The sequence below is a fragment of the Streptomyces sp. NPDC032091 genome, from assembly GCF_055580265.1.
Window position 1 is genome coordinate 91,891 of sequence record NZ_JBVILR010000023.1, and the last position, 12,793, is coordinate 104,683.

The 12,793-nt window shown below is 70.4% G+C and carries 11 protein-coding genes; 8 read left to right on the plus strand and 3 right to left on the minus strand.

Annotated elements, in window-relative coordinates:
* Positions 1-11: 11 nt before the first annotated feature.
* From chvE to mmsB, 3 genes are all read left to right on the plus strand, one after another.
* Positions 12-1,109 (plus strand): multiple monosaccharide ABC transporter substrate-binding protein, encoded by a 1,098-nt coding sequence (chvE, locus tag ACZ5NJ_RS30305; RefSeq protein WP_468768952.1) that lies wholly within the window; start codon positions 12-14, stop codon positions 1,107-1,109.
* Positions 1,110-1,179: 70 nt separating this feature from the next.
* Positions 1,180-2,727, plus strand: a complete 1,548-nt coding sequence (gene mmsA, locus ACZ5NJ_RS30310) for a multiple monosaccharide ABC transporter ATP-binding protein (protein WP_468768953.1) — start codon at positions 1,180-1,182, stop codon at positions 2,725-2,727.
* 3 nt (positions 2,728-2,730) lie between these two features.
* A complete protein-coding gene (mmsB, locus tag ACZ5NJ_RS30315; RefSeq protein ID WP_468768954.1) occupies positions 2,731-3,966 on the plus strand; it encodes a multiple monosaccharide ABC transporter permease in 1,236 nt (411 codons plus the stop codon).
* A 26-nt stretch (positions 3,967-3,992) separates the two neighbouring features.
* Here mmsB and ACZ5NJ_RS30320 read toward each other — a convergent pair whose 3' ends face one another.
* Both ACZ5NJ_RS30320 and ACZ5NJ_RS30325 read right to left on the minus strand, forming a co-directional pair.
* Positions 3,993-5,258 (minus strand): hypothetical protein, encoded by a 1,266-nt coding sequence (locus ACZ5NJ_RS30320; RefSeq protein ID WP_468768956.1) that lies wholly within the window; start codon positions 5,256-5,258, stop codon positions 3,993-3,995.
* 167 nt (positions 5,259-5,425) lie between these two features.
* Positions 5,426-6,334: a LysR substrate-binding domain-containing protein gene (locus ACZ5NJ_RS30325; RefSeq protein WP_468768957.1), complete on the minus strand. Its 909-nt coding sequence runs from the start codon at positions 6,332-6,334 to the stop codon at positions 5,426-5,428.
* Between the two features lie 248 nt (positions 6,335-6,582).
* Between ACZ5NJ_RS30325 and ACZ5NJ_RS30330 the strand changes: the two genes are divergently transcribed.
* The 5 genes from ACZ5NJ_RS30330 to aspA all read left to right on the plus strand — a co-directional run bounded on the left by ACZ5NJ_RS30330 (position 6,583) and on the right by aspA (position 12,156).
* Positions 6,583-7,374, plus strand: coding sequence for a gamma-glutamyl-gamma-aminobutyrate hydrolase family protein (locus tag ACZ5NJ_RS30330; protein WP_468768958.1), 792 nt, complete (start codon positions 6,583-6,585; stop codon positions 7,372-7,374).
* A 31-nt stretch (positions 7,375-7,405) separates the two neighbouring features.
* Positions 7,406-8,137 carry a FadR/GntR family transcriptional regulator gene (locus ACZ5NJ_RS30335; protein WP_468768959.1) on the plus strand — a complete coding sequence of 244 codons (732 nt, stop codon included), beginning with the start codon at positions 7,406-7,408 and terminating at the stop codon, positions 8,135-8,137.
* A complete protein-coding gene (locus ACZ5NJ_RS30340; RefSeq protein ID WP_468768960.1) occupies positions 8,134-9,573 on the plus strand; it encodes an amino acid permease in 1,440 nt (479 codons plus the stop codon). Before ACZ5NJ_RS30335 ends, ACZ5NJ_RS30340 begins: the two co-directional genes overlap by 4 nt.
* Before the next feature lie 86 nt (positions 9,574-9,659).
* Entirely contained in the window at positions 9,660-10,685 is a 1,026-nt protein-coding gene (locus ACZ5NJ_RS30345) for an asparaginase (protein ID WP_468768962.1), read from the plus strand.
* 61 nt (positions 10,686-10,746) lie between these two features.
* Positions 10,747-12,156: an aspartate ammonia-lyase gene (gene aspA / locus ACZ5NJ_RS30350; protein WP_468768963.1), complete on the plus strand. Its 1,410-nt coding sequence runs from the start codon at positions 10,747-10,749 to the stop codon at positions 12,154-12,156.
* Positions 12,157-12,219: 63 nt separating this feature from the next.
* On the opposite strand, the gene ACZ5NJ_RS30355 is transcribed toward aspA, so the two are convergent.
* Entirely contained in the window at positions 12,220-12,696 is a 477-nt protein-coding gene (locus ACZ5NJ_RS30355) for a cupin domain-containing protein (RefSeq protein WP_468768965.1), read from the minus strand.
* Positions 12,697-12,793 lie beyond the last annotated feature (97 nt).

Genomic DNA, 12,793 nt, shown 5'->3' on the forward strand with positions numbered 1-12,793 from the left:
CTGGAGGAACTGTGCGGAAGCTTTCAGCGGGCCTTGCCGCCCTGGGCCTGTCGCTGGCGCTGGCGGCCTGCGGCCAGAGCGCCAACGGAGCGGGCGACGGAGGGGGCGCCCGCGACGCCAAGGGCGGCCTCATCGGCATCGCGATGCCGACCAAGTCGTCGGAACGCTGGATCAACGACGGCACCAACATGGTCAAGGAGTTCCAGGCCAAGGGCTACAAGACGGACCTCCAGTACGGCGACAACGTCGTGGAGAACCAGGTCTCCCAGGTGGAGAACATGATCACCAAGGGGGCGAGACTCCTGGTGATCGCCGCCATCGACGGTTCCTCGCTCACCAACGTGCTGCAGCGCGCCGCCGACGCCCACGTCCCCGTCATCTCCTACGACCGGCTGATCCGCGGCACCGGCAACGTCGACTACTACGCGACCTTCGACAACTTCAAGGTCGGCGTCCTCCAGGGCAGTTACATCGTCGACCGGCTCGGCCTCAAGGACGGCAAGGGCCCCTTCAACATCGAGCTGTTCGCCGGCTCTCCGGACGACAACAACGCCGCGTTCTTCTACAACGGCGCGATGAGCGTCCTCCAGCCGTACATCGACGACAAGAAGCTGGTCGTACAGAGCGGCCAGACCTCCCTCGCCCAGATCGCCACACTGCGCTGGGACGGCGGTCTGGCCCAGTCCCGGATGGACAACCTGCTGAGCAAGTCGTACACGGCCGCCCGGGTCGACGCCGTGCTCTCGCCGTACGACGGCATCTCGATCGGCATCATCTCCTCGCTGAAGGGCGTCGGCTACGGCACACCGGGCCGTCCGCTGCCCGTCGTCACGGGTCAGGACGGCGAGCTGGCCTCGGTGAAGTCGATCATCGCGGGCGAGCAGACCCAGACCGTCTACAAGGACACCCGGCAACTGGCCAAGGCCGCGGTGCAGATGGGCGACGCGCTGCTGACCGGCGGCAAGCCCGAGGTCAACGACACCCGTCAGTACCACAACGGGGTGAAGACCGTTCCGGCGCAGCTGCTCCAGCCGGTCAGCGTCGACAAGGACAACTACCGCGAGGTCCTGGTCGAGAGCGGCCAGTACACCGCGGACCAGCTCAAGTAGCAGCCGGCGGGTGCGGTGCCCGGGGCGACCCCCCGGTACCGCGCCGCCCCGACGATACGGACGCACAGCCATGGCCCGACCCGTTCTCGAAATGCGGTCGATCAGCAAGACGTTTCCCGGTGTCAAAGCCCTCTCCGAGGTCAACCTGACCGTCGCCGCCGGCGAGGTGCACGCGATCTGCGGTGAGAACGGCGCCGGCAAATCCACCCTGATGAAGGTGCTCAGCGGGGTGTACCCGCACGGCGGCTACGAGGGCGAGATCTCCTTCGAAGGCGCCCCCTGCCGGTTCCGGGACATCCGGGCCAGCGAGCAGCGCGGCATCGTGATCATCCACCAGGAGCTCGCGCTGGTGCCGTACCTGTCCATCGCCGAGAACGTCTTCCTCGGCAACGAGCACGCCACCCGGGGTGTGATCGACTGGCACCGGACCCTGGCCCACACCGCCGACCTGCTCCGGCAGGTCGGACTCGACGAGAGTCCGCACACCAGGATCGCCGACCTCGGCGTGGGCAAGCAGCAGTTGGTCGAGATCGCCAAGGCGCTCGCCAAGAAGGTGAAGCTGCTCATCCTGGACGAGCCGACGGCCGCGCTCAACGACGAGGACAGCCGCAAGCTGCTCGACCTGATCCTCGAACTCAAGGCCCGCGGCATCTCCTGCATCCTCATCTCGCACAAGTTGAACGAGATCGCCCGGGTCGCCGACGCCGTCACCGTCCTGCGCGACGGGCGGACCATCGAAACCCTCGCCATCGGCCCCGAGGGCGTCTCCGAGGAGCGGATCATCCGTGGCATGGTGGGCCGCGACCTGGAGCACCGCTACCCCGAGCGCACCCCGCGGATCGGCGAGGTCGCCTTCGAGATCGAGGACTGGAGCGTCCGGCATCCGATCGACCACCGGCGCAAGGTGGTCGACGGGGTCTCGCTGAACGTCCGGCGAGGCGAGATCGTCGGCATCGCGGGCCTCATGGGCGCCGGCCGCACCGAACTGGCCATGAGCGTCTTCGGCCGCTCCTACGGGCGCTACACCGGCGGGCGGGTGCGGCTGGACGGGCGCGAGATCCGCACCCGGACGGTGCCGGAGGCGATCGGACACGGCATCGCCTACGTGACCGAGGACCGCAAGCAGCTCGGCCTCGACCTCAACGCCGACATCAGCCGCAACATCTCGCTGAGCGCCCTCGGCAAGGTCGCCCGGAGGGGCTGGGTCGACCGGCACGAGGAGGCGAGGATCGCCGAATCGTTTCGGCGGACCATGAACATCAAGGCTCCCTCGGTGCTCGCGGAGACCGGCAAGCTCAGCGGAGGCAACCAGCAGAAGGTCGTCCTCAGCAAATGGATCTTCGCCGAACCGGAGGTGCTGATCCTCGACGAGCCCACCCGGGGCATCGACATCGGCGCCAAGGCGGAGATCTACACCGTCGTCGCACAACTCGCCGCCCAGGGCAAGGCGGTGCTCGTCATCTCCTCGGAACTCCCCGAACTCCTGGGCCTGTGCGACCGGATCTACACCATGGCGGCAGGCCGGATCACCGGTGAGGTCAGCCGTGCGGACGCCACCCAGGAATCCCTCATGCGGCTCATGACCATGAGCGCGGCATCCCCCGACAAGCAGGTGTGAGGCATGGCGCAGACCCGAACCACCCCGGACTCCACACCCGGCACGCCGAAGACCGGCCGACCGCCCTCGGCCGGTGCCGTGCTGGCCGGCGCACTGCGCGGCAACCTGCGCCAGTACGGGATGCTGCTGGCGCTGGCGCTGATCGTGCTGCTGTTCCAGTTCTGGACGGGCGGCATCCTGCTCCAGCCGCTCAACATCACCAATCTGATCCAGCAGAACGGCTACATCCTCATCCTGGCCATCGGCATGATGATCGTCATCATCGCCGGGCACATCGACCTGTCGGTCGGGTCGCTCGCCGCCTTCGTGGGAGCGGCCGCCGCGGTGATGATGGTCGAGCACAGGACTCCGTGGCCCCTGGCGCTGGCGGCCGCGCTGCTGATCGGGGCCCTCGCCGGAGCCTGGCAGGGATTCTGGATCGCCTACCTCGGGGTCCCTTCGTTCATCGTGACGCTGGCCGGCATGCTGCTGTTCCGCGGGGGGACCCAGATCCTCCTCCAGGGCCAGTCGGTGGCGCCGTTCCCCAAGGGTTTCCAGAACATCAGCAGCGGCTTCCTCCCCGAGGTCGGCCCCCACACCGACTACCACAACCTCACCCTCCTGCTGGGCCTCGCGGTGCTGGCCGTCGCGATCCTGCAGGAGGTGCGCGAGCGGCGGCGGGCCGCCTCGTACGGGCTGCGGCCGCTCCCCGCCGGGTTGTTCCTGGTGAAGCTCGGCGCGATCGCCGCGGCCGTGGCGGCCTTCACCCTGCTGCTGGCCAGCTACCACGGAGTGCCGATCGTCCTGCTGCTCCTCGGCGTCCTGCTGGCCGTCTTCGGATACGTGATGCGCAACTCGGTCCTCGGCCGCCACACCTACGCCATCGGCGGCAACGAGGCGGCGGCGCGGCTGTCCGGGGTGAAGAGCAAGCGGGTCGTCTTCCTGGCCTTCGTGAACATGGGCGTCCTCGCGGCCCTGGCCGGGATGGTCTTCGCCGCACGGCTCAACGCCGGTACGCCGCAGGCCGGCATCAACTTCGAGCTGGAGGCGATCGCCGCCGCCTTCATCGGCGGCGCCTCCGCCAGCGGCGGTGTGGGTACCGTCCTCGGAGCGCTCACCGGCGGTCTGGTGCTCGGCGTGCTGAACAACGGCATGTCGCTGGTCGGCGTGGGTACCGACTACCAGCAGGTGATCAAGGGGCTGGTCCTGCTGGCCGCCGTCGGCTTCGACGTCTACAACAAGCGCAAGGCCGGAGCCTGACACTCTGGCCGTGGCCGCCGCATGCTTCAGGGTCCGGGGGGCGTCGTGGTCTGTTCGTCGTTCAGGCGGGCTCGCCACTCGCCGACGTGTTCGTCGGGCAGGGAGGCCAAGCGGGCGATCTCGGCGTCACTGCGTCCGTCGGACCAGGCCAGGATCCGTGTCACGGTGCGGTTCCGTCCGGCGCGGAAGTCCTTGAGCAGGTTCTCCAGGCGTTCGATTTCCTCGCCTTCGAAGCGGAGCTGCTGGTCGACGCCGGCGCGCTCCTCCGCGCGCAGGTTCCGGAGGTAGGTGTCGAGTCCGGTCAGGACCAGCCCGTGTTCGCGCGCGGTGTTCTGGAACCTGTCGGCCAGGTCGATCAGCACGCAGTCGGAGACGTCGGCGAGGTTGGCTCCGGGGGGTTTGGCCGCCTCCCAGGTGCTTTTGCCGGTCTCCGTGGTCTCCAGCCAGGTGCGGGCGTCCGTCGGGGTGCGGTCGCCGGACGCCTGTGCGCGGTAGGCGTACAGGGCGGCGCGGTGGCCGTAGAAGGTGAAGCCGTCCTCGATGCGTCGCTCGGCTATGTGGCAGGTTCTGCCCGGTACTCCCCCGTAGCCGGTGGCGGGGTGGTAGTCGGCGTAGGCGTCGAGTTCGGCGTCGGCGGCCACGGCCCAGGAGGGGTCGCACAGCTCGGGGTTGGCGGCCAGGAAGTCGCCGACCTCGACGCGCCAGGGCGGGACCGGGGTCATGCGCGGTGCCGGCCAGCGGAGTTCCCCGGAGGGCTCGAAGGCGGGGGTCGCGGCCTGCTCGATGTCGTCCCATGCGGTGGCCGCCTCGGCCGACCATTCCAGCTCGCCTCCGGGCCCGATCCGGTGGATCGAGTCCACGAGTCGCTGCACGGCGGGCAGGACGCGCTCCGCGAGCGCGTGCAGTTCCTCGGCGCTGAAGAAGTGCCAGGTGCAGCCCCGTTGTTCGTCGTGGCTCAGGTGGCCGAGAAGCTGCACCATGATGGCGGGCTCGGGGACGGTCCCGTCTCCGAGTGCCCTGCGGGGGACGCCCGGGATCCGGCTGCCGGGGGACTCCTGCGGGGCCCGCCAGTCGGTGTCGCCGAACCAGACGGCACCGCCGCGGGCGTCCACCGCCAGCCACTGCCGGTAGCCGACTCCCGGGCCGTAACGCTGGTCCTGCTGCTCGGCGTTCTCGTCGTGCCATACGTATTCGGGCGGGGGCGGGTCCAGCTCTGCGGCCAGGAAGCCGTCCTCGGGGCGGTAGCCGGTGAGGACGCGCGCCGTTGGGGCCGCGCAGTCGGCTGAGGTCATGAGGGGTTTCCTCTCGGTGGAACGTCAACCGCGGCAAACATAGTGGGCCCGTCAGACAATAGTTTAACTTTCAGCCACCGCGTCCGGTAGTCGGACACGGTGGGAAGTCGGGCGCTCCGGTGGGGTCTACGCGCGTGCGGAGCCCGGCAGGTTGGCCGCTTTTCACGTTACGAGAGCGCTGCCAGCGCCTGCGCGGCGAGCATCTCCTCCAGGTCCAGGACGGCGCGCGGGGTGTGCCGGGTGTCGATGCGGACGGCGTAGATGAAGCGCGTCAGCCGCGGCTCGGCCAAGGGGCGTGCCACGACCTGGGTGTGGGTGCGGGGCAGGGCGAGTCGCGGCATGACGGCCACGCACAGGCCCGCGGCCACGAACCCGAGCACGGTGTTGAAGTCGTCCCCCTCGTATTGCAGGCGGGCCTGGAAGCCGGGCGTCTGGGCCATCTGCGAGAGCAGTTCCAGGCGCAGCGCGGCCTCCGGAGCGGCGATCCACGTCTCGGAGGCGAGGCTGGCCAGGTCGATGACCTCCCGGTCGGCCAGGCGGTGGTGTGCCGGGACGACGGCCACCACCGGATCCCGTGCGACCAGCGTCCGGCGCAGGGTCCGGGGCGGCGGGACGGGGATGAAGTCGTAGTCGTAGCTGAGGGCCAGGTCCATGTCCCCCCGCTTGAGCCGGTTGTAGCCGGCCTCGGGCTCCAGCTGGCTGAGGCTGACCTGCACGTGGGGGTAGGCGGCATGGAGCCGGGCCAGCGCCTGCGGAACGATGCCGGTGGCGGCCGAGGCGAAGGCGCCGAGCCGGATCCGTCCGGCCGTACCGGCGCGCATGGCACCGAGTTCGACCGAGGCCGCCGCCAACGCGCTGCGGACGCCCTGCTCCGCGCCGAGGAGGACTTCGCCCGCCGGCGTGGCGCGCACCGGGCGGCGCTCGAGCACCCTGAGGCCGGTGCGGCGTTCGAGTTCGGCGATCTGCTGCGAGACGGCGGGCGCGCTGTAGCCGAGTTCGCGTGCGGCGGCGCTGAAGGAGCCGTGCCGTACGACGGCTTCGAGGGTGGCGAGCAGGCGGGGGTCGAGTCCGTACACGGGGTTAAGGCTCACTTATCTGTCGCGAAGATGTGTTTTCTTGTGATTGGAGATGAACGCCAGGAGGATTCTTGCCAGCGGCGAGAAAAACGCAAGCCTGCGTCCTCGGCCCGCGAACTCCCCTCCCCGCCGTCCCGGCGACCTCCGCCTGTACCGCCTCGCCACCCCGCCGCAGCCTGCCGTGGCGGGGGCGTTCGGTTCGGCTCCGGCTGTCGACGGTCACCCCTCATGCCCCGAAAGGAAGTGGTATGCCCCAGCCACCGCTCATCGGAATCACCACCTACCTCGCCCACGCGCAGTGGGGTGAGTGGGACCTTCCCGCGGCAGTGCTGCCCGCGGCCTACGCGGACTGCGTCCGGGCGGCCGGCGGCCGCGCCGTACTGCTGCCGCCGGACGCGCCGGGGGCCGCGGCCGACGTGGTCGAACGCCTGGACGCGATCGTCCTGGCGGGCGGCGAGGATCTCGATCCCGCACTGTACGGGGCCGTGCCCCATCCGCGGACCGGGCCGCCGGTGCGCGAGCGCGACAGGTGGGAGCGGGCGGTACTGGCCGCCGGCCTCGCCCGCGACACACCCGTGCTCGGGGTGTGCCGGGGGATGCAGCTGATGAACGTACACCAGGGCGGCACCCTCATCCAGCACCTGCCCGACAGCGTGGGTCACGACGGCCACAACCCCTATCGGGGCCACTTCTGCGCCCACGCCGTGACCACGGTGCCCGGGACACGCGTCGGTACCCTGCTGCCGGGGACGCACCAGGTCGCCACGCACCACCATCAGGCGGTGGACCGCCTCGGCGCGGGGTTGATCGTCGCCGCCCGTGCGGCGGACGGCACCGTCGAGGCGATCGAGAGCACCCGGCACCGCTTCGCCGTGGGCGTCCAATGGCACCCGGAGATGGGCGTCGACGCGCCGGTCGTGCGGGCCCTGGTGGCTGCCGCGGGCTCCGCCGAAGGCAGCGGTCGCGCCCGGACGGCCGGACGGAACGCGCGCACGGTGCGAAGCGTGCCGGGCCGGATTTTCCCGACACAGGTGTCTTGACACCCCGGGGCGCACCCCGCAGGATCACACCGTGAACCTGTCAGACAGCCAGACAGGTGGTCCCGTTCCGCGGCGCGTCAGTGCCATGGAAGCGGTCTTCGGCCACCTGCGCAGCGCCATCGAGCGCGGTGAGTACGTCGTAGGCGACAAGCTCCCCTCCGAAGCCGAGTTGTGCCGCACCCTCGAAGTCAGCCGGCCCGTCCTGCGGGAGGCCCTGCGGGCCCTCCAGGCCATGGGGCTGACCGTCTCCAAGAGCGGCAAGGGCACCTTCGTCGTGGCCAACACGGTCGAGGACCCCACCTTCGGCGACTACGCCGCCAGCGACCTGCTGGAAGTACGCCGGCACGTCGAGATCCCGGTCGCCGGATACGCGGCGCTGCGCCGCACCCCCGAGGACCTGGACCACCTGGGCCATCTGCTGGACCGGATGGAGCAGGAGACCGACACCACCGCGTGGGTGGCGATGGACACCGTCTTCCACCTGGCGGTGGCCGAGGCCTCCCGCAACCCCGTCTTCCGCCGCGTCATCGAGGAGATCCGCGACGCACTGGCGCGTCAGTCGACCTTCCTCAACGAACTGGGCGGCCGGCGCGAGCAGTCCAACTGCGAGCACCGGGCGATCCTGGAAGCGCTGGTCGACGGCAGCGAGCACGACGCGGTGGAAGCCATGTCCCACCACCTGCTACGGGTCGAGACGACCCTCACCGACATCGTGCGCCCCCAGCGCACCACCGCCCTCACGGAAGGCAGACCCGAGGCGTGAGCGAGCAGTTCCTCAAAGACGAGAAGCGCCCCACGACCCGTCACGTCGACGCCGGCGACACCGGCTACAGCAAGTCCTTGAAACCCCGGCACGTCAACATGATCGCCATCGGGGGTGCGATCGGCACCGGGCTCTTCCTCGGCGCGGGCGGACGCCTCGCCGACGCCGGCCCCTCCCTGTTCGTCGCCTACGCCGTCTGCGGGATCTTCGCGTTCCTCGTCGTACGCGCGCTCGGCGAACTCGTCCTGTACCGCCCGTCCTCCGGCGCCTTCGTCTCCTACGCCCGGGAGTTCCTCGGGGAGAAGGGCGCCTACACCGCGGGCTGGATGTACTTCCTGAACTGGGCGACCACCGGCATCGCCGACATCACCGCCGTGGCCACCTACACCCACTACTGGCACCTGTTCTCCGACGTCCCCCAGTGGGTGATCGCCCTCATAGCCCTGGCCGTGGTCCTCACCGTGAACCTCATCTCGGTGCGGATCTTCGGCGAACTGGAGTTCTGGTTCGCCATCGTCAAGGTCAGTGCCCTGGTCGTCTTCATGGGGATCGGGATCTTCCTCCTGGTGACCCGGCACCCCGTCGACGGCACCGTGCCCGGCCCCGCTCTGATCACCGACAACGGCGGGATCTTCCCCAACGGCCTGCTTCCCATGCTGCTGATCGTCCAGGGCGTCGTCTTCGCCTACGCCTCCGTCGAACTGGTCGGCGTCACGGCCGGTGAGACCGAGAAGCCCGAGGAGATCATGCCCAAGGCGATCAACTCGATCATGTGGCGGGTGGGTCTCTTCTACGTCGGCTCGGTCATCCTGCTGTCGATGCTGATGCCCTGGAACAGCTACAGCGCCGGCCAGAGCCCGTTCGTGACCGTGCTCTCCCACATCGGCGTCCCCGCGGCCGGCGACGTGATGAACCTGGTCGTCCTCACCGCGGCCATGTCCTCCCTCAACTCCGGCCTCTACTCCACCGGCCGCATCCTGCGCTCGATGGCCGTCAACGGCTCCGCCCCGCGCTTCACCGCCCGGCTCAGCCGCACCCAGGTCCCCTACGGTGGCATCCTCCTCACCAGCGGCATGTGCGTCCTGGGCGTCGGGCTCAACTTCGTGGTCCCCGCGGACGCGTTCGAGATCGTCCTCAACCTCGCCGCGATCGGCATCCTCGCCACCTGGGGCATGATCATGCTCTGTCACCTCCTCTTCTGGCGGAAGACCCGCAGCGGAGAACTCACCCGCCCCTCCTACCGCCTGCCCGGCTCCCCGTGGACCGAACTCGTGACGCTGGCCTTCCTCGCCTCCGTCCTGGTCCTCATGTACGCCGACGGAGGCGCCGCGCGCACCACCGTGCTGTGCGTACCGCTGATCGCCGCGGCGCTGGTCGCCGGCTGGTACGCGGTCCGCGGCCGCGTGGCCCGCGCCGCCGCCGGGAGCGACAGCTGACCCGGACGCCACCCGTCCTCCTGCGCCGGGGGTGGCGGTCACCGCCGCCCCCGGTCAGCAGCGACCCACCACAGAACGAGGCAGTGATGCGCAGCAGTTTCCTCGCGGACGCGCCCGCGATCCGCGAGCCCCGGCACGCCCCCGTCGCCCACGTCATGCGGGGCGGTCTGATCGAGGGAGTCCACTACGGCTCCGTGGTCGTCCTCGACGACCACGGCGGCGTCAGGTTGGACATCGGCGACATCGAGGCCGCCTGCTACCCGCGGTCGGCCCTCAAGCCGGTGCAGGCCGTCGCCATGGTACGGGCCGGCCTGCCGCTCGACGGGGCCCTGCTCTCCCTCGCGCTGGGCAGCCACTCCGGCGAGGAGCACCACCTCGCGGGGGTCCGGCTGATCCTGGAGCTGGCCGGCCTCACCGAGGACGACCTGCGCAACGTCCCCGACCTCCCCTACGCCCCGGCCGTCCGGGACACCTGGGTGCGGGAGGGCCGCGGGCCGTCCCGGCTCGCCCAGAACTGCTCCGGCAAGCACGCGGCGATGCTCTACCTGTGCAAGCTGTCCGGCTGGCCCCTGGAGACCTATCTCGATGCGGACCACCCGCTCCAGAGGACGATCGCCGAGGCCGTCGAGGACCTCACCGGCCAGCACATCGCGAACGTCACCGTCGACGGCTGCGGTTCCCCGCTGTTCGCGGTGTCCTTGCACGGCCTGGCCCGCGCCGCCGCCCGCATCGCCACAGCCGCGCCGGACACCGCCGAACACCGGGTCGCGGCCGCGCTGCGCGTCCATCCGGAGATGGCCTCCGGCACCGGGCGGGACACGGCCGAACTGATGCGCGCGGTGCCCGGGCTGCTGGCCAAGGACGGCTTCGAGGGCGTCCAGGTCGCCGCACTGCCCGACGGCCGAGCCATCGCCGTGAAGATCGCCGACGGGGCCGACCGGGCGCGCACTGCGGTGACGGCCGTCGCCCTCGCGACGGCGGGAGTCGAGCCACGGCTGCTCACCGGGTTCGCGGGCGGGCCCGTGACCGGCGGCGGCCGGACCGTCGGGGGCATCCGCCCGGTGGCGACCCTGAACCCGCCCGGCGCCCCCGCCATCGCCGCGACCGCCTGAGCCCCGCTCGCCCCTTTCCCCCCTTTGATCCGCCCACCTCAGGAAGAGGACCCGCACCCCCATGACCGCCTCCAGCCGCAGTGAACACGACCTGCTCGGAGACCGCGACGTCCCCGCCGACGCCTACTGGGGCGTCCACACCCTGCGCGCCATCGAGAACTTCCCCATCACCGGCACGCCGATCTCCACCTACCCGCACCTGATCGACGCCCTCGCCGCCGTCAAGGAGGCCGCGGCCCTCGCCAACGCGGAACTCGGCCTGCTGGAGCCCGCGAAGGAGGCCGCGATCGTCGCCGCCTGCCAGGAGATACGCGGCGGCAAGCTCCACGACCAGTTCGTCGTGGACGTCATCCAGGGCGGCGCCGGCACCTCGACCAACATGAACGCCAACGAGGTCATCGCCAACCGGGCGCTGGAGCTGCTGGGCCGCACCAGGGGCGAGTACGGGCACCTGCACCCCAACGAGGACGTCAACCTCGGCCAGTCCACCAACGACGTCTACCCCACCGCCGTACGCATCGCTACCGTGTTCGCGGTGCGCGGCCTGCTCGACGCCATGGCCGTCCTGCAGAACGCCTTCGCCCGCAAGGCCGCCGAGTTCCACGATGTCCTGAAGATGGGCCGCACCCAGCTCCAGGACGCCGTGCCGATGACACTCGGACAGGAGTTCTCCGCTTTCGCCGTCATGCTGGACGAGGACCGCAGCCGGCTCGCGGAGGCCCAGGGCCTCATCCACGAGATCAACCTCGGCGCCACCGCCATCGGCACCGGCCTCAACGCCCCGCCCGGGTACGCCGAGGCGGCCCGCCGCCACCTCGCCGCCATCACCGGCCTGCCCCTGGTCACCGCTCCCGACCTGGTCGAAGCCACCCAGGACTGCGGCGCCTTCGTCCAGATGTCCGGCGTCCTCAAGCGCATCGCCGTCAAGCTGTCCAAGACCTGCAACGACCTGCGCCTGCTGTCCTCCGGGCCCCGCGCCGGACTCGGCGAGATCAACCTGCCTCCGGTCCAGGCCGGGTCGAGCATCATGCCCGGCAAGGTCAACCCGGTGATCCCCGAGGTCGTCAACCAGGTCGCCTTCGAGGTCATCGGCAACGACATCACCATCACCATGGCCGCCGAAGCCGGACAGCTCCAGCTCAACGCCTTCGAGCCGGTCATCCTGCACGCGCTGTCGAAGTCCGTGACCCACCTCCGCGCGGCCTGCCTCACCCTCGCGGAACGCTGCGTGAGCGGTATCACCGCCAACACCGAGATGCTGCGCGCCACCGTCGAGAACTCCATCGGCCTGGTGACGGCCCTGAACCCGCACATCGGCTACACCGCCGCGACCGACATCGCCAAGGAGGCCCTCGCCACGGGCCGGGGTGTGGCCGAACTCGTCCTGGAACGGGGCCTGCTCCCGGCCGAACGACTCACCGCCCTGCTGCGGCCCGAGGTCCTCGCGGGCACCGGCCCGGCCCGTCCCTGACGGGGCACGGGCCCGGTCCTCCTCTCGGTGGGGGGACCGGGCTCGCGCGCCCCTCGCCGGTGGTCAGGCGTGCTTGTCCGCGGGCTGGTGGGTGGGCTGCACCGACCAGCTCGGGGGTTCGTCGTTGCCCGAGTCCTCGTCGCTTTCCGCGTCGGCGAAGGTCGCGTGGACCTTGTCCGGGGCGTGGTGGACCGGGGCGTAGACGGCGTAGAGCTGAAGGGGCTCGTCGCCGATGTTGGTGACGTTGTGCCACGTGCCGGCGGGTACGAAGATAGCCCAGCCGTCCTCGACCTCCTGGTCGAAGTCGAGGCGGTCCTTCGCGCTGCCCATCTGAACGCGGCCGCGGCCCGCGTCGAGCCGGAGGAACTGGTCGGTCTCCGGGTGGGCCTCCAGGCCGATGTCCTCGCCCACCGGAATCGACATGAGGGTCAGCTGGAGGTACTTCCCGGACCAGGCGACCGAGCGGTAGTTGGCGTTCTCCAGCGTCGCCCGCTCAAGGTCGAAACTCTGAGGTTCGGGCCCGATGTCCTTGATGGTCATGCTTCTCTCCTGGTCGACGGAGGTGGTACGTACGCGTTCGGGCGCAGGTTTTGCGCCGGGCCAACCTTCCCAGACTCACGGGGCCGTCATGGCCCGA

Coding starts and splice junctions, on each gene's coding strand:
- mmsA (WP_468768953.1), top strand. CDS start 1,180: ATGGCCCGACCCGTTCTCGAAATGCGGTCGATCAGCAAGACGTTTCCC.
- mmsB (WP_468768954.1), top strand. CDS start 2,731: ATGGCGCAGACCCGAACCACCCCGGACTCCACACCCGGCACGCCGAAG.
- ACZ5NJ_RS30320 (WP_468768956.1), bottom strand. CDS start 5,258: ATGACCTCAGCCGACTGCGCGGCCCCAACGGCGCGCGTCCTCACCGGC.
- ACZ5NJ_RS30330 (WP_468768958.1), top strand. CDS start 6,583: ATGCCCCAGCCACCGCTCATCGGAATCACCACCTACCTCGCCCACGCG.
- ACZ5NJ_RS30345 (WP_468768962.1), top strand. CDS start 9,660: ATGCGCAGCAGTTTCCTCGCGGACGCGCCCGCGATCCGCGAGCCCCGG.
- aspA (WP_468768963.1), top strand. CDS start 10,747: ATGACCGCCTCCAGCCGCAGTGAACACGACCTGCTCGGAGACCGCGAC.
- ACZ5NJ_RS30355 (WP_468768965.1), bottom strand. CDS start 12,696: ATGACCATCAAGGACATCGGGCCCGAACCTCAGAGTTTCGACCTTGAG.